This window comes from Aeromonas sp. ASNIH8 (genome assembly GCF_002919855.1).
Taxonomy (GTDB): domain Bacteria; phylum Pseudomonadota; class Gammaproteobacteria; order Enterobacterales; family Aeromonadaceae; genus Aeromonas; species Aeromonas caviae.
In genome coordinates this window covers 37,970-57,778 of the sequence record NZ_PQLN01000006.1, presented here as the reverse complement: position 1 = coordinate 57,778, position 19,809 = coordinate 37,970, and the positions used below count along the sequence as shown (strand labels likewise).

Genomic DNA, 19,809 nt, shown 5'->3' with positions numbered 1-19,809 from the left:
TACATTAAGCCACAAATCCGATGAGCACATCGGGCTGGTGCGACGAGGTCGGTCCGTTATAATGCGCGCCAGGACAATAGATTGCGCGCGCCCAGCCCGCTGCGCGCCTTGCCACAGGATCATCAAAACATGAATAGTGATGCCAATGTCGATCTGACAGAAATCGCCAAATTTGAAGCCATCGCCTCCCGCTGGTGGGACATGGAGGGCGAATTCAAGCCGCTGCATCAAATCAACCCGGTGCGCCTTGACTGGATCACCGACAAGAGCGGCGGCCTGTTTGGCAAGCGCGTGCTCGACATCGGCTGCGGTGGCGGCATCCTCTCCGAGAGCATGGCCCGCCGGGGTGCCCGCGTCACCGGCATCGACATGGGCAAGGAACCCCTCGGCGTCGCCCGCCTGCACGCGCTGGAACAAGGTGTGGAGCTCGAGTACCGCCAGATCACCGCCGAAGCCCACGCCGATGAAGCGCCTGGCCAGTATGACGTGGTTACCTGCATGGAGATGCTGGAGCACGTGCCGGACCCGGCCTCGGTGCTGCGCGCCATCGCCACCCTGGTACGGCCGGGGGGCAAGGTGTTCGTCTCCACCATCAACCGCAACCCCAAAGCCTATCTGATGATGATCCTCGGGGCCGAGTACCTGATGAAGATGGTCCCCAAGGGCACTCACGATCACAAGAAGTTCATCACCCCCGCCGAACTGTGTCGCATGGGGGAAGCGGCGGGCCTGCTGGTGCGGGACATGAGCGGCGTTCACTACGCCCCGCTCTCCAACAGCTTCAAGCTCGGCAAGAATGTCGACGTCAACTACATGGTGGCGTTCGAGCGCCCGGAGCAAGGCTGATGAGCACACCTCACCCGATGCCCCTTGGCTGCGTGCTGTTTGATCTGGACGGCACCCTGCTCGACACCGCCCCAGACCTTGGCGCCGCCGTCAATCACGTGCTGATAAGCGAAGGCTTTGCCCCGCTCTCTGACGACATCATCCGTCAGACCACCTCCCACGGGGCCCTCGGGCTGCTCAGGGCCGGTCTTGGGGACGAGCTGCTCGAGGAGCTGGGGGCTACCCGCCTTCGCACCGCCCTGCTCGACTACTACGCCACCAACCTCTGCGTCGGCACCCGCCCCTATGAAGGCATGGTGGATCTCATCGAGTGGCTCGACGAGAAAAAGCTGCCCTGGGGCATTGTCACCAACAAGCCGGGTTTTCTCACCGAACCGCTCCTGGCAGCCCTGCCTGAACTCGCCAGTTGCGGCGTGACGGTGAGCGCCGACACCCTGCCGGTACGCAAGCCCGACCCCGCCCCCATGTTCTTTGCCTGCGAGCGCCTCGGCATCGCGGCGAGCCAGTGTCTCTATGTGGGGGATCACGTGCGCGACATCGAGGCCGGCCGCAATGCCGGCATGCGTACCGCAGTGGCTGGCTGGGGTTATCTCAATGATGACGAGGATCCGGCCCTCTGGGGCGCCGATCTTCACTTTGATACCGTGCAGGCCCTGCACCACTGGCTTCGCTACGAGCTGAGCTGACACGTTCATTGCCCATGAGCGACAAGGCATCAGGATAGAGGTGGATCTGCGGGGCAACTTTGATGTTGTCCCGATGGCCATGTGGGCATCTGCCCCGACGCGCAGCTCCCCCGCAGCACACCAGAGGGATCCCGGACGATCCCTCTTTTTATGGGCTTGGCAACCCCCCGAACGGCGCAACAGGACACCTTTTGACCCTGACTGCACAAGGGATGAGCAGGCCGGATTTGCTAGTAAAAACACCCTGCTTTCGCAAGCAAAAAAAGTTATTTTAATTTTCCATCTTCGATCGCCGGACTTGCATTTGACGGATCGGACGGATGAAAACCCGTTCGCTGTGAGCGTCCACTAACTCCCGTCCCGACACCCACAATTTATCCACAGCTAATGCGTTATCCACAGATTGCATTACCGCATCGACCTCACTATCTTGTAGTTCGCATTAAAAATAACACTACATCTTGTGATTCATCGCACAATCCCTGCCCAGTTTCCCTCGACAGACGGAGCCGGGTTGCGCCATTGTGCGATGGCTTTTCGGGAATCAACCGATACCGGCAGGTATCAATGAAAGGGGTCATCAGCCAATGAACTTGTTTGTGACGAAGCGTAACGGACACAAAGAACCCATCGATCTGGATAAAATTCACCGTGTGCTCGACTGGGCTGCCGAGAAGCTCGACAACGTGTCGGTCTCCCAGGTGGAGCTCAAGTCCCACATCCAGTTCTATGACGGTATCCGTACCGCCGACATCCACGAGACCATCATCAAGGCTGCTGCTGACCTCATCTCCGAGCAAAGCCCGGACTACCAGTACATGGCTGCCCGTCTGGCCATCTTCCACCTGCGCAAGAAGGCCTACGGCCAGTTCGAGCCGCCCCACCTGTATCAGCATGTCGCCAGATTGGTGGACATGGGCAAGTACGACAAGCACCTGCTGGAAGACTACACCCAGGCGGAATTTGAGGAGCTGAACGGCTACCTCGATCACTGGCGCGACATGGACTTCTCCTACGCGGCGGTCAAGCAGCTGGAAGGCAAGTACCTGGTACAGAACCGCGTCACCGGCGAGATCTACGAGAGCCCGCAGTTCCTCTACATCCTGGTAGCAGCCTGCCTCTTCTCCAAGTATCCGAAAGATACCCGTCTGGACTACATCAAGCGCTTCTATGATGCGGTCTCGACCTTCAAGATCTCCCTGCCGACCCCGATCATGAGCGGGGTGCGCACCCCGACCCGCCAGTTCAGCTCCTGCGTGCTGATCGAGTGTGACGACAGCCTGGATTCCATCAATGCCACCGCCAGCGCCATCGTGCGCTACGTTTCCCAGCGCGCCGGCATCGGCATCAACGCTGGTCGCATCCGTGGTCTGGGCAGCCCCATCCGTGGCGGCGAAGCCTTCCACACCGGCTGCATCCCCTTCTACAAATACTTCCAGACTGCGGTGAAGTGCTGCTCCCAGGGCGGCGTGCGCGGCGGTGCGGCCACCCTGTTCTACCCGCTGTGGCACACCGAGGTGGAGAGCCTGCTGGTACTGAAGAACAACCGCGGCGTGGAAGAGAACCGGGTCCGTCACATGGACTACGGCGTGCAGATCAACAAGCTGATGTACCAGCGCCTCATCAAGGGCGGCGATATCACCTTGTTCTCCCCGTCCGATGCACCTGGCCTCTATGACGCCTTCTTCGCGGACCAGGACAAGTTTGAAGAGCTCTACGTCAAGTACGAGCAGGATCCGGCCATTCGCAAGAAGACCCTGAAGGCGGTGGATCTCTTCTCCCTGATGATGCAGGAGCGCGCCGGTACCGGTCGCATCTACATCCAGAACGTGGACCACTGCAACACCCACAGCCCGTTCGACCCCTCCGTGGCACCGGTTCGCCAGTCCAACCTCTGCCTCGAGATTGCGCTGCCCACCAAGCCGCTCAACAACGTGGATGACGAGGACGGCGAAATTGCCCTGTGCACTCTCTCCGCCTTCAACCTGGGCGCCATCGAGAAGCTGGAAGATCTGGAAGAGATGGCCGAGCTGGCCGTGCGCGCTCTGGACGCCCTGCTCGACTATCAGGACTACCCGCTCAAGGCCGCCAAGAAGGGCAGCATGAACCGCCGTACTCTGGGGATCGGCGTCATCAACTACGCCTACTACCTGGCGAAAAACGGTGCCCGCTACTCCGATGGTTCCGGTCTGGCCCTGACCCACCGCACCTTCGAGGCGATCCAGTACTACCTGCTGAAGGCCTCCGTGCAACTGGCCCGCGAGTTCGGCCCCTGCCCGGCCTTCAACGAGACCACCTATGCCCAGGGTATCCTGCCCATCGATACCTATAAAAAGGATCTGGACACCCTGTGCAATGAACCCCTTCACCTGGACTGGGAAACCTTGCGCGAAGAGATCAAGACCGTGGGTCTGCGCAACTCCACCCTGACCGCCCTGATGCCGAGCGAGACCTCCAGCCAGATCTCCAACGCCACCAACGGCATCGAGCCGCCCCGCGGCCTGGTGTCGGTGAAAGCCTCCAAGGACGGCATCCTCAAGCAGGTGGTGCCGGAGTACCACCGCCTGAAGGATCAGTACGAACTGCTGTGGAAACAGCCGAGCGTCGACGGTTACCTGCAGCTGGTCGGCATCATGCAGAAGTTCGTGGATCAGGCGATCTCCGCCAACACCAACTACGACCCGGCCCGCTTCGAAGGCAACAAGGTGCCGATGAAGCAGTTGCTCAAAGACTTGCTGACCGCCTACAAATACGGTCTCAAGACCCTCTACTATCACAACACCCGTGATGGTGCCGACGACACCCAGACCGATCTGCAAGATGACGGCTGCGCTGGCGGGGCTTGCAAGATCTAACCGCGAAACGCACTGATAAACCGGGCGGGAGCATCAAGCTCCCGCCCTCCTGTTTTCCCTATTTCACGGCATTCGAACCATGGCTTACTCTACTTTTTGCCAGACCCAAAACGATCAGCTCAAGGAGCCGATGTTCTTCGGCCAGTCGGTCAACGTGGCCCGTTATGATCAGCAAAAGCACGACATCTTCGAGCGGCTGATCGAGAAGCAGCTCTCCTTCTTCTGGCGCCCGGAAGAGGTGGATGTCTCCCACGACCGCATCGACTTCCAGGCTCTGCCGCCCCACGAGCAGCACATCTTCATCTCCAACCTGAAGTACCAGACCCTGCTGGATTCCATTCAGGGCCGCAGCCCCAACGTTGCCCTGCTGCCCCTGGTCTCCATCCCGGAGCTGGAGACCTGGATCGAGACCTGGGCCTTCTCCGAGACCATCCACTCTCGCTCCTACACCCACATCATCCGCAACATCGTCAACAACCCGGGCCAGGTGTTCGACGACATCGTGACCAACGAGCAGATCTTGAAGCGCGCCGGCTCCATCAGCCACTTCTATGACGATCTCATCGAGGCCACCTCCGTCTATCACCTGCACGGTGAGGGGACTCACCGGATCGGGGATCGCGAAGTCACCATCAGCCTGCGGGAGCTCAAGAAGAAGCTCTACCTGTGCCTGATGAGCGTCAACGCCCTCGAAGCCATCCGCTTCTACGTGAGCTTCGCCTGCTCCTTCGCCTTCGCCGAGCGCGAGCTGATGGAGGGCAACGCCAAGATCATCAAGATGATCGCCCGTGACGAAGCGCTGCACCTGACCGGCACCCAGCACATGCTGAACCTGATGCGCAGCGGCAACGACGACCCCGAGATGGCGGAGATCGCCGTCGAGTGCGAGCAGGCCTGCTTCGAGCTGTTCAAGGAAGCGGCCCTGCAGGAGAAGGAGTGGGCCGAGTACCTGTTCCAGGACGGCTCCATGATCGGCCTGAACAAGGACATCCTCTGCCAGTACGTGGAATACATCACCAACCTGCGCATGGCGGCCGTCGGCCTGCAACCGGCCTTTGCCGGCACCAAGCAGAACCCCATCCCCTGGATCAACACCTGGCTCTCCTCCGACAACGTGCAGGTGGCGCCCCAGGAAGTGGAAGTAAGCTCCTATCTGGTGGGTCAGATCGACAGTGAAGTGCACGCCGACGATCTGGGTGACTTCGAGCTGTGATGCAAGGCGACCTCTGCTGGCAGACCATGATGCGGGAGAGCGACGTCCGTGAGTGACGCCACCGCCACCCTGAACGCGCCCCTGCATTCCGCCACCACGGCGCCGGAGGGGCAAGCCCCCCAGGTACAGACCCTGGACGGTGTGCTGCACCCCCATCCCGGCGAAAGCGTGCTGGAGACCCTGGAGCGCCACGGCCATCACGTGGAGTTCCAGTGCCGCAGCGGCTATTGCGGCGCCTGCCGCACCCCGCTGCTGGCGGGCAAGGTGCACTACGCCGCCGTCCCGCTCGCCTTTGTCTCCCAGGGGGAGTGCCTCCCCTGCTGCTGTCAGCCGGTGGGCGCCATCAAGCTCGATATCCGAAAGGGCTGACGGCCCTTATCGCCAGATCTGCCCCGCAAACAAAAAGCCGCCGGATTGCTCCGGCGGCTTTTTTCATGGGAATCTCCCGTCTCTTGAGAGAAATGAGGGGCCATGGCCCCTCTTACATTACAACCCGGGGGCGTTACAACCAGGGGGCGGCGGTCGGCCCGTGGTGCAGACCCAGCTTCCAGACCCGGCCAAAATGCTTGTAGTGACCGGCCGCGACACCGGCTTTCTCCCCCATGCCGTGGTAGAGATCGAGGTGGCCCTTCTTCACCGCGCCTCCCACATCCAGCGCAATCAGCAGCCGCAGCTGGTGCTTGCCGGTCCAGTTGCCCTCTTTGTCCAGCAGCGGCACTTCCGCGAGGATGGGGGTACCCATGGGCAGCAGGGTCTTGTCGGCAGCCACCGCCGCCATCGGCAAGAGCGGAATGCCGGCAGCCCCCACCACGTCATTGGTGGGACGGCGCTCGAAGAAGACATAGGAGGGGTTCTGCTCCACCAGCTCCTTCACGCTCTCTTCCGGCTGACGATTGGCCCACTCCTTGATGGCCTTCATGGACATCTGCTCCTTGGGCACTTCGCCACGGTCGATGAGCACCCGGCCAATGCTGACATAGCCGTGGCCGTTCTTGCCGCTGTAACCAAGGTACTGCAACCGGTCGTCATCGCCGTAGTGAACGAAGCCGGAACCCTGCACGTCCATCAGGAAGTTGTCGATGAGGGATTTGCTGTAGCCCAGCTCCAGCCCCCGGTTGGCCAGCGCCCCCCGGTGGATCTCGGCCCGGCTCGGGCAGCGACCGCCGCAGTTGGGCATGGCATAGATGGGATACTTGTACTGGGCGTCCGGGCGATGGCGCACCTCCAGCACCGGCGAGTAGTAACCGGTGAAGAGCACGTTGCCCATGCGGTCTGCACCGCCAAGCTGCGCCAGGCTGATGCCGTACTGGGTGATATGGGCGGGATTGCCCCCATTGGCGACCCAGCGTGAGAGCTGACGATAGAGCTCCCCATAGCGGCTCGCCATGCGGCCGGAGCGTTCCATCACCATCCGGCTCTGGGGACCGAACTTGCTGTAATCGGCGCGGGCGCGGCTGTTGACCCGCTCTACCCGCACCAGATCCCCCGGCAGGGCGCCATCCAGATACTGCTTGCCCAGATTCTCAGGGATCTCGCAGTTCAGAAAACATCCGGATTCCACCTTCTTCTGGGGCACCTTGACCGGTTCAGGGTTGCCCGCACAACCGGCCAGCCCCACCACGGCGACGGCCAACCAGTACGCATGTCTATTCATATGTCCTCATATAACACCGAGTGTCTTGCACGGCGGGGAAGATGCCAAAATTGCCCGGGGAAAGCAAACGCCTTCACGCCCCTGACGACGGATTTCTCCTGCCGTGATCTTCTGGGTTATAACAAGGTGACAAGGTGTGAGAGGTCATGGATGGAACAGCTCGAAATCTTCCCGCTCCAGAGCCCCTGTGTCGGGGTCTGCGAACTGAACAACAAGGGGTATTGCAAGGGATGCCTGCGAAGTCGCGAGGAGCGTTTCAACTGGCTTGCCATGACCCCTGCCCAGCAGCAGGAGGTGATGCGCCTGTGCCGCAGCCGCAAGGCCAGGGTCGAGGCCGCTCGCCGCAAGGCGCAGGCCGCAGAGGCGGCCGATCCGCCGCCCCCGCCGGGCTGGGATTTTTAAATCCCACGTTGCCCCTCCCCTCAACAAGAAAGGCGGCCCCAGGGCCGCCTTGTCATGAAGGGTGTGTCACGCCGTGACGTCCTCAGGCGGTCGCCAGCTTGGCCTGCTCCTCGCCACGCTTGAGCATGGCGTAGGCCACCCCGGTCACCAGAGAACCGGCGGCGATCGCCAGGATGTACATCATCACATGGCTGATGGCGTTCGGGATGAAGAGCACGAACAGACCACCGTGGGGTGCCACCAGCTCGCAGCCGAACAGCATGGAGAGCGCACCGGTCAGGGCGCCGCCCGCCATGCAGGCCGGGATGACGCGCATGGGATCCTTGGCGGCAAACGGGATAGCCCCCTCGGAGATGAAGCACAGACCCAGCACGAAGGAGGCCTTGCCCGCTTCCTGCTCCGCCTTGATGAACTTTCTGCTGGCCAGGAAGGTCGCGATCCCCATCCCCAGTGCAGGCACCATGCCGGCGGCCATGACCGCTGCCATGGGGGCATAGGTCTTGGAGGCGAGCAGGCCGACACCGAAAGCATAAGCCGCCTTGTTGACCGGGCCCCCCATGTCGAAGCACATCATGGCGCCGATGATGACACCCAGCAGCACCGCGTTGGCAGAGCCCATGTTGTTGAGGAACTCGGTCATGGCGTTCATGATGCCCGCCACCGGGCCACCCACCACGTAGATCATCACCAGACCGGTGAACAGGCTGGCAAAGAGCGGAATGATGAGGATGGGCTTGAGGGCTTCCAGGGTGACCGGCAGGCGCACCTTGTCGCTCAGGAACTTGGCGCTGTAACCGGCGAGGAAGCCGCCGACGATGCCGCCAAGGAAACCGGCGCCGAGCGAGCTTGCCAGCATACCGGCGATCATGCCGGGCGCCAGACCCGGACGGTCGGCGATGGAGTAGGCGATGTAGCCTGCCAGCACCGGGATCATCAGGGCGAAGGCGGAGCCGCCACCGATCTTCATCAGGGCCGCGGCCAGCGTCCCCTCTTCCTTGAACGCTTCAATGCCGAAGATGAAGGAGAGCGCGATGATAAGGCCCCCCGCCACCACCATGGGCAGCATGAAGGAGACGCCGGTCAGCAGGTGCTTGTAGGGGCCCGCTTTCTCCTCTTTCTTGACCGCAGCCGCGCCGCTGTGGCGATAGACCTTCGCCTCGGTCCAGGCCTTGTCGAGCTCGGCCCGGGTTTTCTTGAGCGCCGCACCCGTGCTGGTCCGATAGACCGGCTTGCCGTCAAAGCGCGCCATGTCCACCTCGATGTCAGTGGCGAGGAACACCAGATCGGCGGCGGCAATCTCGTCCGCCGTCAAGGCATTCTGGGCACCGACCGAGCCCTGGGTTTCGACGCGGATCTGGTGACCCAGCTGCTTGGCCATGGTCTCCAGGGCCTCGGCCGACATGAAGGTGTGGGCCACCCCGGTCGGGCAGGCCGTCACCGCCACGATGCGCTTGGCACCGCTGGCCGGTTTGGCAACCACAGGTGCCGCCTCATGGCGATAGACGCTGGCACCGCTTCGCGCGGCTTCCAGCAGGGCAGCGGGATCCTGGAGCGCCAGAACCATGTCGCCCCGATAGAGCGACTTGCCGTCATAGGCGGCCAGATCCACCGGTGCGCTGGCAACGACCAGCACCAGGTCGGCGGCGGCAATCTGCTCTTTCGAGGGAACCTGACGGGGCTGCACGCTGGACTCGACGTCGAGGGTGAGCTCCCAGCCAGCCAGTTTGGCCTGCTGTTCTATCCGTTTTGCAGCGAGAAAGCTGGTGGCAATGCCCGCCGGGCAAGCCGTAACCAGAATTGCTTTCATTGGGCATCTCCTGAGTTAGCCATCAAATGGGGTTGGGGTTGAGTCGGTGCCAGATCATCCAGACGCTGTACGCGCACCTGCTCGAGTAACGGTTTGAGCACATTGATATCGTTGAAGCCGACCGCGACCTGGCTCACCGCCAGTGCCGAGACGGCGGTGGCCAGACGCAGGGTCTGCTCCGGCGTCCAGTCCAGGCTCATGCCATGGACCAGGCCCGCCACCAGGGAGTCGCCGGCACCCACGGTGCTGACCACCTCCATGCGCGGCGGAATCGCCTGCCAGGTGGCATCCGGTGCAAACCAGATGAGGCCGTCGGCACCATTGGAGATCACCACGTTGGGGATCCCGCTTGCCTGCAGCGCGCGGGCGCACTCGGCCTGCTCGCTCAGGGTCTTCACGGGACGACCGGCCCACTGGCTCAGCTCTTCCAGGTTGGGTTTGACCAGGGTCGGCGCCGCCTTGATCCCTTCGCTCAACGCCGCGCCGCTGCAATCGAAGATCACCTGCTTGCCCTTGGCCTTGAGCAGGTGGATCAGATGGCCACAGTAATCGGGGGACACCCCTTTGGGCAGGCTGCCCGCCAGCACGAACCAGTCGGTGTGGGGAGCCAGTCGCTCCAGCGCCGCTTCCAGGGCGCTGACATCGCCTTCCTGCACGGCGAGTCCCGGCAGATTGAGATCGGTCACCCGGCCGGATTGTTCGGAGATCTTGACGTTGATCCGGGTGTCGCCCGCCACGCGCACGAAGTGATCGGCAAGGGCTCGTTCCTCGAACAGGGAGACAAAGCTCTGCTGGTTGCCCTCACCGAGCCAGCCGGTCAGGCCTACGTCACGGCCGAGATCTTTCAAGACCATGGCGACGTTGATCCCCTTGCCCGCGGCGCGCAAATTGGCCTCGCTCACCAGATTGACCTCGCCAGGGTGCATGACCTCCAGACGGGTGGTGAGATCGAGCGCGGGATTGAGGGTGATGGTGACGATGTCCATCAGTGCGCCCCCTCGCCCAAGCCGGCGGCAATGGCTTCGCCAATGCCCTTGAGGGCGGCTTCGGCATCCGCTCCTTCGGCGCGAAACGCCAGACGATGACCGCACTTGACCCCAAGCCCGATCACCTTCATCAGGCTCTTGGCAGAGACGGCTTCACCGCTGCCATCGAGGTTGGCGACGCGGATGTCGGATTCATACTCCTTGGCCACCTTGACCAGCATGGCGCCCGGACGAGCGTGCAGACCGTGGGGGTTGATGATGGTGAAGGTCTCGGACAGCCCGCTCGCCGGACCCGCCTGCAACATGGCAAGACCGTCGTTGCCAGAGAGGGTGGCCAGCTGGCCGGCTGCGGCCAGCTTGGCCAGATTCTCGAGTTGCGTCAAATGGCCGCTATCTGCGGCACACAGCAGCAGCAGGGCGCTGACCGGCAATTCACCGACGTTCAGCGGGGTGCTCGGGGTGGCCAGCACCCAACCGGTCTGGGCCGCTTGCGCACGGGCCAGCCAGATGCCCTCCCCCAGGTGAACAGGCTGACTGTCCAGGAGGGCGCTCACCATGGCGGCGTCTCCCCAGCCTGCGGATTTGGCGCGGGCCGCAGCCCCCAGCAGCAACTGGTCCTGGTCGTCGGCCGGGAAGTCCGCCAGGGTCAGGTATTGCACCTCTTTGGCGCCAGTCGCGCCAGTCAGGATATTGATGATGGTCTCTTCGTCGGTCGCCCCCTTGAGCTGGGCTGCGGCCTGCTCGTCACCCAGCACGTGGGTGAGCTGGCGCAAAATGCCCAGATGCTCATCGGACTTGGCGGCGATGCCGATGGCGACGTAGGCAATCTGCCCCTCGTCCCACTCGATGCCGTGGGGGAACTGGGCCACCATGACGCCGGTGCTCTTCACCAGATGACGGGTGTCCGTGGTGCCGTGGGGAATGGCGATACCGCTGCCAAGATAGGTGGCGTGCTGCGCTTCCCGCGCCAGCATGCCGTCCACGTAACCTGCTTCAACCAGACCGGCGTCGGTCAGTTTGCTTGCCAGCAGGGCGATGGCGTCCGCCTTGGTCGTCACCGATTGTCCCAGCAGGATTTGCTGTCGCGCCAACTTCAACATAGAGATTCTCCATCAGGTCCGGCTTCGCCTCGCGGCGTACCGGCTCAACTCAACTCGATTTTTGGGTAACTTGCCTGCTGACAATAGACGGTGATCTCTCGCTTTGGTGAGCCGGAACCCATTTCCAAGTGCAGATAATCATCCGTTACTGACAAGCTGAATCGTTTCACTTACACTCAGACTGAATCGTTTCAGCGCATTGTTCAAGATCCCGCAGAAAGTACGTTTCAATGATATGATCCCGCGCACACTTTTCGGCGCCCCAACCAGGAACCGGCGCGGGCCTTGCAACTCAAACAGAGCCAACATGATGAAACTGGATGAAATCGCCGCGCTGGCCGGTGTCTCTCGCACCACCGCCAGCTATGTGATCAATGGCAAGGCCGATCAATACCGCATCAGCCAGGCAACCCGCGACAAGGTGATGGCCGTGGTCCATGCCCACAACTATCAGCCGGACAGCCGCGCCGCTTCCCTGCGCGGCGGCCAGACCCGCACCCTCGGCTTCATCCTGCCCGACCTCGAAAACGCCAGTTACGCCAAGCTCGCCAAGCGCCTGGAGCAAGGGGCCCGCACCCAGGGATATCAGTTGCTCATCGTCTGCTCGGAGGACGATCCGGACACCGAAAAGGAGCTGGCCCGGATGCTGGTGAGCCGCCATGTGGACGCGCTCTTGGTGGCAAGCTGCCTCCTCCCGGCGGATCCCTTCTACCTGGAGCAGCAGTCCAGGGGCGTGCAGATCCTCGCCATCGACCGTGCCATGGCCACCGAGCACTTCGTCACCGTGGCGAGTGAAAACCAGAAGGCGAGCCTGGACCTCACCACCTCCCTGCTCACCCCGGCCATCGGTCATATCGCCTTGATCACTGCACTGCCGGAACTGACGATCAGTCAGGAGCGAAAAGCGGGCTTCGAACAGGCCATTGCCAGTCACAGTGCGACCCGCCACCTGTGTGAAGGGGCCCACTTCTCGCGCACCGAAGGGTATCGCCTGATCAAGACGCTCCATCAGCAGCTCGGGCAACTGCCCGAGGCGCTGATCACCACCTCCTACATCCTGATGGAGGGGGTGCTCGACTACCTGCTGGAGCAGGAGGCTGACATGAGCCAGCTCGCCATGGCTACCTTCGGGGATGACCGCCTGCTCGATTTCCTCCCCTTTGGCATCAACTCCCTGCCCCAGCAGCACGACGCCCTGGCAAGCCAGGCCCTGACGCTGGCCCTCAAGGCGGTCAATGGCGACTACCAGAGCGGCCTGCACTATGTGAGCCGTACCCTCAAACGCCGCCGCTGACCCGACCACGACGCACCACCCCGGGGGCGGCCCGCCGTGCCAGCCCCTGAGCCTCCTCCCCCACACCTGCTTGTGTTCTCCCCTGTTGTCTCAGCTTTTGCCCTGCGCCTTCTGGCTTTGAGGTGATCTGCCGGGCGGCAACCCCGCCGGCAGGGTTGGCCACCCCGCGCCAGGACCCGTTTATCGGCGCCTCGGCTCGATATAAGTGAAAATGATGGCTTTTTGGAGTATGACCCGATGTTTGCTTATATCAGGCCAGTCGCACCACCAGGGCCCCGTGTTACCCTCTGCAAGCCCTGTTGCCGCCAACGCGGGCGCTCTCGATGTCGACCCGCAACGCAGCCTGACGGGCGGCCTCCCCTTGAGGGGCGCATTTTTTCGGCGCATGGCGCAATGTGTCACTTTTTATTGCCACCCTTCGGCTTGCCACAGCACAAAATCCGCTTTTAAGGGGTTGTTTCCGCCATTTCAATCCGCTAACTTGGCAACCAATTTTTACAACTGACAGGTTTCAGGTACAGATGTATCCACACCGATATTGCTAGCCTCCGGCTTTTCCCCGGAGGCGTCTCCCGACACAGCCAACTGGCTCTCTCTTGTTTGCAACAGCGCCCCTCACTTTCGGATGGATGACATGAATACCAAGACCCTGGGTTGTACCCTGTTGATTGCCGGCACCACCATAGGCGCCGGCATGCTGGCCCTGCCGCTGGCCTCCTCGTCCCTGGGCGGCCCCGCCACCCTGATGCTGATGATCGGCCTCTGGGCCCTGATGGCCTTCACCGCCATGCTGCAGGTGGAAGCCAGCCTCAGCACCGGCAAGTGGTACCTGCACCAGCTGGCAGATCACCTGCTCGGCCCCTGGGGCAAGGGCATCGCCTCCTTCTGCATCCTGATGCTGTTCTACGCCCTGGCCTCCGCCTACATCAGCGGCGGCAGCAGCCTGCTGGCCCAGGCATTGGCCGATGCCGGCCTTCCCCTCGGCCAGGAGCAGGCGGCCTGGGTCTTTACCCTGCTGTTTGGCGGCATGGTGTGCGTCGGCACCAGGCAGGTGGATTACCTCAACCGCCTGATGTTCACCGTGAAGCTGGTGATCATGGTGGCGGTGCTGGCGCTGCTGCTGCCCCGCGCCCAGGGGCAGCACCTGCTCTCCATGCCCCTCGGGGAAGGCCTGCTGCTGGCGGGCCTGCCGGTCATCTTCACCTCCTTCGGCTTCCACGGCTCCATCCCGAGCGTCATGCTCTACCTCGGGGACAACCCCAGGCAGTTGCGCCGGGTCTTCGTGTGGGGCTCCGCCTTGCCACTCGTGCTCTACGTGCTGTGGCAGGTCGCCATCCTGGGGCTGCTGGGCCAGCAATCCCTGATCCAGACCGGCGGCGCCCTGGACAGCCTGCTGGCCAACGTCGGCGGCCTGGTGAGCTGGCCCGCCTTCAACCAGGCGATGCATCTGTTTGCGGATCTTGCGCTCGCCACCTCCTTCCTCGGGGTGACCCTGGGACTGTTCGACTTCATGGCCAAGGTGACCCGTCGCAAGGACAACTGGCAGGGCCGCACCCAGACCGGCCTCATCACCTTCGTGCCGCCCCTGCTGTTCGCCCTCTACTTTCCGCAAGGCTTCATCATGGCGCTGGGTTACGCCGCCATTGCGCTGGCGGTGCTGGCGGTGCTGCTGCCGGTGGCCCTGGTGTGGCAGAGCCGCAAGCAGGCCGAGGCAGACCACTACCGCGTCCCGGGTGGCGTGCTGGCCCTGGGTCTGGCCGGTGCCATGGGGGTACTGATCGTCGGGGTGCAGGTCAGCGTCAGCATGGGGCTGCTGCCCGCCCTCTGATCTCCCCGACCCGACAAGCAGAAACGCCGCAAAGAGACACGCCCCGCCAACCCAGTTGGCGGGGCGTTTCATTGGCACGGGCTCACTTGGCCGACCCACGCCCCTCCTCGCGAAATCCATCCAATAATGAACATTTGAGTGCAACCATGTATAGATATGTACATGACTGCGCCCCTGCCCTACACTGCTTAGCAGACAACTCATGATCCCGTGCCCGTCTGGCACGCCAACCCGGGAGGCAACATGGTCGCCACCGCATCTCTTCCCCGGCAACAGCCCGCCGTCGATCCCAGCAAGGCCCTGCCCGTGGTGTTTCGCATCCTGGACAAATGGCAGTGCAGCACGGATGAACAGCTCAGGCTGCTTGGCATTACCTCCCGCTCCACCCTGAACAAGTACAAGGAGGCCAGCGGCGGCATTCGGCTGAGCGCCGATCTCCAGGAGCGGATGAGCTATTTGCTCAACATCCACAAGAGCCTGCGGCTACTGTTCAGCCTGGATGAGAGCATCTATGGCTGGGTGCGCAAACCCAACAGCCACCCCTTCTTTGCCGGGCGCAGCGCCATGGAGGTCATGCAGGGTGGGCGGGTGGCCGATCTCTACGAAGTGGCCACCCGGCTGCACGCCTGGCGCGGGGAGATGGCCTGATGTCCTCCCCGCCCTTGCGCGCCTTCCACAATGCCTGCGCCTATCGCATCATTCCGAGCCGCTTTCCCCCCATCTGCCTCTATGAAGACGTCGCTACCGCCGACGAGCTGGAGGCGGTCTGGGCCGTCGAGGCCCTGACCAACGACAGGCTGAGGGAAGAAGCGGGCGAGCTGATGCGGGTGCCCAGGGAAGACTGGCTGGTGGGGCTGCCCGGCGGCAGCTATGTGATGGCCGCCTTCACTCACCTCAATCCCGAGGGTGCCCGTTTCACCACGGGGAACTTTGGCGGCTACTATTGTGCCCCCTCCCTCGACACCGGCATCAAGGAGACGGTCTACCACAGGGAGCGGATCTTCGGGTACACCCGGGAGCCGGCCCAGAAGGTGCAGATGCGGGTGATCCAGGCGCAGTTCAGCGCCAGCCTCATCGACATCACGGGCCCGGCGTTTCTGCCAGGCCCCCTCTATCACGCCACCGATTACGGCCCCGCCCAGGCCTTCGCCCGGGAGCAGAAGGTCGCCGGGGCGGACGGCATCCACTACCGCTCGGTGCGCCACCCCGGTCACGACTGTCACGTGCTCTATCGCCCCCGCCTGGTCAGCCGTGTGGACCACGCCCGTCATCTGGAGTACCACTGGAGCGGCGAGGCCATCACCCATGTGCTGGAGATCCGCCTCTACGGTGAATAGCGTCTACCAGGACAAAAAAAGCCCCGCCAGATTGGCGGGGCTTTTTGTATCAACCGAACAGTGGGGGAGCCTGGCTCCCTGACCGCTTACTGGTTGTGGCTGGCGCGACGGGGACGACGGGCCTGGGCCGGCTTCGCGGCGCCATCAGCCGGACGCTGACCACCCTGAGGCTTGGGCTTGCCGCCGTTGCCAGTGCGATTGCCACCGCCGTTACCACCGCCGCCATTGCCGGAGCGACCGGCCCCCTGACGCTGGCCTTGACCTTGCGGACGCGGCGCACGGCGCTGCTCGCTCGGATCCCGCGGCTCTTTGCGAAGCGGCGCACCGATACCACGGGCGATGTTGTCGAGGGTCTCGCGGGAGGCTTCAAAGCCGGCCACCTGCTCGCAGGGGATGTTCTGCTTGGTCAGGCGCTCGATGGCCTTGATGAGCTTGCCTTCATCGGCCGCGACCAAGGAGATGGCGTGACCGGCGGCGCCGGCACGGCCGGTACGACCGATACGGTGCACGTAATCTTCCGCCACGTTCGGCAGCTCGAAGTTGACCACCTGCGGCAGTTTGTCGATGTCCAGGCCACGGGCGGCGATGTCGGTCGCCACCAGCACCTTGACGCTGCCATCCTTGAAACCGGCCAGGGCACGGGTACGGGCACCCTGGCTCTTGTTGCCGTGGATGGCGGCGGCGCTGACGCCGTTCTTGTCGAGGGTCTCGGCAACGCGGTTGGCCATGTGCTTGGTACGGGTGAACACCAGCACCTGCTGCCAGTCGTTGCTGGTGACCAGGTGACTCAGCAGGGCAATCTTGTTGGCCTTGTCGCAGGGGTGTACCAGCTGCTCGATGCGCTCGGCGGTGCTGTTGCGCGGGGTCACTTCGATCACCGCCGGGTTGTCCAGCAGACCGGTGGCCAGCTCGCGAATTTCGTCGGCGAAGGTGGCGGAGAAGAGCAGGTTCTGGCGCTTCTTCGGCAGCAGGGCCAGGATGCGGCGGATGTCGCGGATAAAGCCCATGTCGAGCATGCGGTCCGCTTCGTCCAGTACCAGGATCTCCACTTCGTCGAACTTGACGGCGTTCTGGTTGTAGAGATCCATCAGGCGGCCCGGGCAGGCCACCAGCACGTCCAGACCACGGCGGGTCGCCATCATCTGGGGGTTGATGCTCACGCCGCCAAATACCACGTGGCTGCGGATCGGCAGGTACTTGCCGTAGTTGCGCACGCTCTCGCCCACCTGGGCGGCCAGCTCGCGGGTCGGGGTCAGCACCAGGGCGCGGATGCGGTTCGGGGAGACCTTGCGCTTGCTTTCAATCAGACGCTGCAGCATCGGCAGGGTGAAACCTGCGGTCTTGCCGGTCCCGGTCTGGGCGGCGGCCATCAGATCACGGCCAGCCAGTACCGCCGGGATCGCTTGTTGCTGAATGGGAGACGGGGTGTCGTAGCCTTGCTCGGCAACGGCACGCAACAAGGGTTCGGCCAGACCGAGGGAAGTAAAACTCATAGTTACCTGCTAGGGATAGGGGCGCCAAAGATCGTGGTGGGGCTCCTCTGCTGAGCCGATGCCATCTCACAGGATCCGGGCCTATAGAGAAAACAACGATTTCCCCGGGGAGCAGAGCAAAGGGGAAAGAATAGAGGCGCAGTCTAACGGAGTTGGCGCACTTAGACGAGGAAAATGTGATGCGCCTCCCAGCACGGCTGGAAATAGGGACGAAGGCAGGACAAAATGGCCCGAATCGCCGTATGTATCAATGCCCCTGCGCAGCCTGCCGGGGACGGCGCGATACACGGAACAGGAGGTTTTGATTGAAACGGAAGTTCACCCCCACCGCCCGGCGCATGCTGGGCCTCGTCCTGCCCCTGCTCTTCGCCCAGCCCCTCGCCGCCAGGGAGACCCTGTCGGTGGCCTGGAGCCACTGGCCCCCTTTCAGTCAAATCGCTGCCGACGGCACCCTCGGTGGACTGGACGTGACCCTGACCCGCCAGATCCTGGGCAAGGCAGGCGTGGAGCCCGCCTTTCGCAACCTCCCCTGGGCCCGGGCCCTCTACCTCATGGAGCGCCAGCAGCTGGACGTGGCCATGGGCGCCCTGAAAACCCCCGAGCGGGAGCGGTTCGCCCGCTTCTCCGCCCCCTATCGGCGCGCCAGCTTCGTGCTGCTGAGCCAGCGCCCGCAGGCCGGGGAGCCCGAGGGCTGGCGAGAGATCACGGAGCTGGCAACCCTGTGCCAGGCCAAGGGGCTGCGCCTTGGCAAGCTGCGGGGCACCCGCCCCCTGCCGATGAGCGAGGAGTGCCCCGCCCTCGGGCAGGCGAGCGAATACAACAGCGATGACAGGCTGCTCACCCTCTTGCTGGCGCGCCGCCTCGACGGCGTCATCATGGAGTGGCAGTACGCCCGCTACCGGCTCGGCCAGCTCGGGGCGAGCGATGCCATCCAGTGTCAGGTGCTCTTGCACCAGCAGCCGGTGCGCCTGATGTTTGCCAAAGAGGCCGTGAACGAGGACTCGCTCGCCCGCATCGATTCCGCCATCGCCGCCCTGCCCTCACCGGATCCCGCCTTTGCGCCGCCCCGCTGCCGCCTGGACGCAACCCGGCTGTCATCGCTCTCGACGCCATCGGCCCCCTGACGCCGACGCCGGCAAAAAACCATGAAAAAGGCGACCCTGGGGTCGCCTTGTGGTTTTTGGTGATCACTCACCCTGCCTGCAGCATGATCAGCGCAGTTGCGGGGTCTGGGTGTGCACGCCCTGGTTCTGGGCGCGGTGGCGCAGCAGGTGATCCATCAGCACCAGGGCCAGCATGGCCTCGGCGATGGGCACGGCACGGATGCCGACGCAGGGGTCGTGACGACCCTTGGTGATCATCTCGGTGGCCTCACCGCTGGTGGTGATGGTCTTGCCCGGCACCGTGATGCTGGAGGTAGGCTTGAGGGCCATGCTCACCACGATCTCCTGACCCGACGAAATGCCCCCCAGGATGCCCCCCGCATGATTGCTGGCAAAGCCGGCCGGAGTCATCTCGTCCCGATGCTCGGAGCCTTTTTGCTCCACCACCGCGAAGCCGTCACCGATCTCCACCCCCTTCACCGCGTTGATGCCCATCATGGCGTGGGCGATGTCGGCGTCGAGGCGGTCGAACACCGGCTCCCCCAGGCCCACCGGCACATTGCGTGCCACGACACACACCTTGGCCCCCACGCTGTTGCCCTCTTTCTTGAGGGCACGCATGTATTCATCCAGCGCCTCCAGCTTGCCCGCATCGGGGAAGAAGAAGGGGTTCTGCTCGATCTGGCTCTCGTCGAACCCTTCCGCCTTGATGGGGCCGAGCTGGGAGAGAAAACCCACGATCTCGATGCCGTGCACCTGTTTCAGGTACTTCTTGGCGATGGCCCCCGCCGCGACCCGCATGGCGGTCTCGCGGGCCGAGGAGCGGCCGCCGCCACGGTAGTCACGCTGGCCGTACTTCTGGTGATAGGTGTAGTCGGCGTGACCCGGACGGAACAGATCCTTGATCTCGGAGTAGTCCTTGGAGCGCTGATCGGTGTTCTCGATGAGCAGCCCGATGGAGGTGCCCGTGGTCTTGCCCTCGAACACCCCGGAGAGGATCTTCACCTCGTCCGCCTCGCGGCGCTGAGTGGTGTAGCGGGACGTACCGGGCTTGCGCCTGTCCAGATCCCCCTGCAAATCGTCTTCGCTTATCTCCAGCCCCGGCGGGCAGCCGTCGACCACGGCGCCCAGCGCCAGACCGTGGCTCTCGCCGAAAGTGGTGACCCGAAAGAGTTGGCCGAAACTGTTCCCTGCCATGAATGCTC

17 protein-coding genes are annotated in these 19,809 nt (G+C 63.3%); 11 read left to right on the top strand and 6 right to left on the bottom strand.

The window, feature by feature from the left end:
* The first annotated feature begins 129 nt into the window (after positions 1–129).
* The 5 genes from ubiG (at position 130) to yfaE (ending at position 5,969) form a co-directional block, all read left to right on the top strand.
* Positions 130–846 carry a bifunctional 2-polyprenyl-6-hydroxyphenol methylase/3-demethylubiquinol 3-O-methyltransferase UbiG gene (gene ubiG / locus C3418_RS03150; RefSeq protein WP_041211453.1) on the top strand — a complete coding sequence of 239 codons (717 nt, stop codon included), beginning with the start codon at positions 130–132 and terminating at the stop codon, positions 844–846.
* The gene (locus tag C3418_RS03145) at positions 846–1,532 is read left to right on the top strand and encodes an HAD family hydrolase (RefSeq protein WP_069784630.1); all 687 of its coding nucleotides are present in this window, start codon (positions 846–848) and stop codon (positions 1,530–1,532) included. Before ubiG ends, C3418_RS03145 begins: the two co-directional genes overlap by 1 nt.
* 587 nt (positions 1,533–2,119) lie before the next feature.
* Positions 2,120–4,387, top strand: coding sequence for a class 1a ribonucleoside-diphosphate reductase subunit alpha (nrdA, locus tag C3418_RS03140; protein WP_039040757.1), 2,268 nt, complete (start codon positions 2,120–2,122; stop codon positions 4,385–4,387).
* Positions 4,388–4,466: 79 nt separating this feature from the next.
* Positions 4,467–5,600, top strand: a complete 1,134-nt coding sequence (gene nrdB, locus C3418_RS03135; protein ID WP_042017109.1) for a class Ia ribonucleoside-diphosphate reductase subunit beta — start codon at positions 4,467–4,469, stop codon at positions 5,598–5,600.
* Positions 5,601–5,648: 48 nt separating this feature from the next.
* Positions 5,649–5,969, top strand: a complete 321-nt coding sequence (gene yfaE / locus C3418_RS03130) for a class I ribonucleotide reductase maintenance protein YfaE (protein WP_039040756.1) — start codon at positions 5,649–5,651, stop codon at positions 5,967–5,969.
* Between the two features lie 133 nt (positions 5,970–6,102).
* On the opposite strand, the gene mltA is transcribed toward yfaE, so the two are convergent.
* Positions 6,103–7,254, bottom strand: a complete 1,152-nt coding sequence (gene mltA / locus C3418_RS03125; protein WP_042017118.1) for a murein transglycosylase A — start codon at positions 7,252–7,254, stop codon at positions 6,103–6,105.
* Between the two features lie 150 nt (positions 7,255–7,404).
* Between mltA and C3418_RS03120 the strand changes: the two genes are divergently transcribed.
* Complete coding sequence (locus tag C3418_RS03120) at positions 7,405–7,656, top strand: DUF1289 domain-containing protein (protein ID WP_039040754.1); 252 nt, start codon at positions 7,405–7,407, stop codon at positions 7,654–7,656.
* A gap of 82 nt (positions 7,657–7,738) precedes the next feature.
* Here C3418_RS03120 and fruA read toward each other — a convergent pair whose 3' ends face one another.
* Genes fruA through fruB form a run of 3 tightly spaced genes read right to left on the bottom strand, consistent with a single transcriptional unit; the run spans position 7,739 to position 11,549 of the window.
* Positions 7,739–9,463 (bottom strand): PTS fructose transporter subunit IIBC, encoded by a 1,725-nt coding sequence (gene fruA, locus C3418_RS03115; protein WP_103857933.1) that lies wholly within the window; start codon positions 9,461–9,463, stop codon positions 7,739–7,741.
* Positions 9,460–10,449 (bottom strand): 1-phosphofructokinase, encoded by a 990-nt coding sequence (pfkB, locus tag C3418_RS03110; protein WP_069784632.1) that lies wholly within the window; start codon positions 10,447–10,449, stop codon positions 9,460–9,462. Before pfkB ends, fruA begins: the two co-directional genes overlap by 4 nt.
* A complete protein-coding gene (gene fruB, locus C3418_RS03105) occupies positions 10,449–11,549 on the bottom strand; it encodes a fused PTS fructose transporter subunit IIA/HPr protein (protein ID WP_069784633.1) in 1,101 nt (366 codons plus the stop codon). The genes pfkB and fruB overlap by 1 nt, the downstream gene beginning before the upstream one ends.
* Positions 11,550–11,856: 307 nt before the next feature.
* Between fruB and cra the strand changes: the two genes are divergently transcribed.
* The 4 genes from cra (at position 11,857) to C3418_RS03085 (ending at position 16,008) form a co-directional block, all read left to right on the top strand.
* The gene (gene cra, locus C3418_RS03100; RefSeq protein ID WP_181023056.1) at positions 11,857–12,843 is read left to right on the top strand and encodes a catabolite repressor/activator; all 987 of its coding nucleotides are present in this window, start codon (positions 11,857–11,859) and stop codon (positions 12,841–12,843) included.
* Positions 12,844–13,477: 634 nt separating this feature from the next.
* The gene (locus C3418_RS03095) at positions 13,478–14,671 is read left to right on the top strand and encodes an aromatic amino acid transport family protein (RefSeq protein WP_041211460.1); all 1,194 of its coding nucleotides are present in this window, start codon (positions 13,478–13,480) and stop codon (positions 14,669–14,671) included.
* Positions 14,672–14,914: 243 nt separating this feature from the next.
* The gene (locus C3418_RS03090; protein ID WP_041211580.1) at positions 14,915–15,319 is read left to right on the top strand and encodes an antitoxin Xre-like helix-turn-helix domain-containing protein; all 405 of its coding nucleotides are present in this window, start codon (positions 14,915–14,917) and stop codon (positions 15,317–15,319) included.
* A complete protein-coding gene (locus C3418_RS03085) occupies positions 15,319–16,008 on the top strand; it encodes an RES family NAD+ phosphorylase (protein WP_103857932.1) in 690 nt (229 codons plus the stop codon). Before C3418_RS03090 ends, C3418_RS03085 begins: the two co-directional genes overlap by 1 nt.
* A gap of 86 nt (positions 16,009–16,094) precedes the next feature.
* Here the strand turns inward: C3418_RS03085 and C3418_RS03080 are convergent, their stop codons facing one another.
* A complete protein-coding gene (locus C3418_RS03080; RefSeq protein WP_103857931.1) occupies positions 16,095–17,501 on the bottom strand; it encodes a DEAD/DEAH box helicase in 1,407 nt (468 codons plus the stop codon).
* Between the two features lie 305 nt (positions 17,502–17,806).
* Between C3418_RS03080 and C3418_RS03075 the strand changes: the two genes are divergently transcribed.
* A complete protein-coding gene (locus C3418_RS03075) occupies positions 17,807–18,625 on the top strand; it encodes an ABC transporter substrate-binding protein (RefSeq protein ID WP_103857930.1) in 819 nt (272 codons plus the stop codon).
* Positions 18,626–18,712: 87 nt separating this feature from the next.
* Here C3418_RS03075 and aroC read toward each other — a convergent pair whose 3' ends face one another.
* The gene (gene aroC / locus C3418_RS03070; protein WP_010674829.1) at positions 18,713–19,801 is read right to left on the bottom strand and encodes a chorismate synthase; all 1,089 of its coding nucleotides are present in this window, start codon (positions 19,799–19,801) and stop codon (positions 18,713–18,715) included.
* Positions 19,802–19,809 lie beyond the last annotated feature (8 nt).

Bases quoted from the DNA above. Each gene is read 5' to 3' on its own strand.
- ubiG (WP_041211453.1), top strand. From the start codon at position 130: ATGAATAGTGATGCCAATGTCGATCTGACAGAAATCGCCAAATTTGAA.
- C3418_RS03145 (WP_069784630.1), top strand. From the start codon at position 846: ATGAGCACACCTCACCCGATGCCCCTTGGCTGCGTGCTGTTTGATCTG.
- nrdA (WP_039040757.1), top strand. From the start codon at position 2,120: ATGAACTTGTTTGTGACGAAGCGTAACGGACACAAAGAACCCATCGAT.
- nrdB (WP_042017109.1), top strand. From the start codon at position 4,467: ATGGCTTACTCTACTTTTTGCCAGACCCAAAACGATCAGCTCAAGGAG.
- mltA (WP_042017118.1), bottom strand. From the start codon at position 7,254: ATGAATAGACATGCGTACTGGTTGGCCGTCGCCGTGGTGGGGCTGGCC.
- C3418_RS03120 (WP_039040754.1), top strand. From the start codon at position 7,405: ATGGAACAGCTCGAAATCTTCCCGCTCCAGAGCCCCTGTGTCGGGGTC.
- fruA (WP_103857933.1), bottom strand. From the start codon at position 9,463: ATGAAAGCAATTCTGGTTACGGCTTGCCCGGCGGGCATTGCCACCAGC.
- pfkB (WP_069784632.1), bottom strand. From the start codon at position 10,449: ATGGACATCGTCACCATCACCCTCAATCCCGCGCTCGATCTCACCACC.
- fruB (WP_069784633.1), bottom strand. From the start codon at position 11,549: ATGTTGAAGTTGGCGCGACAGCAAATCCTGCTGGGACAATCGGTGACG.
- cra (WP_181023056.1), top strand. From the start codon at position 11,857: ATGATGAAACTGGATGAAATCGCCGCGCTGGCCGGTGTCTCTCGCACC.
- C3418_RS03095 (WP_041211460.1), top strand. From the start codon at position 13,478: ATGAATACCAAGACCCTGGGTTGTACCCTGTTGATTGCCGGCACCACC.
- C3418_RS03090 (WP_041211580.1), top strand. From the start codon at position 14,915: ATGGTCGCCACCGCATCTCTTCCCCGGCAACAGCCCGCCGTCGATCCC.
- C3418_RS03085 (WP_103857932.1), top strand. From the start codon at position 15,319: ATGTCCTCCCCGCCCTTGCGCGCCTTCCACAATGCCTGCGCCTATCGC.
- C3418_RS03080 (WP_103857931.1), bottom strand. From the start codon at position 17,501: ATGAGTTTTACTTCCCTCGGTCTGGCCGAACCCTTGTTGCGTGCCGTT.
- aroC (WP_010674829.1), bottom strand. From the start codon at position 19,801: ATGGCAGGGAACAGTTTCGGCCAACTCTTTCGGGTCACCACTTTCGGC.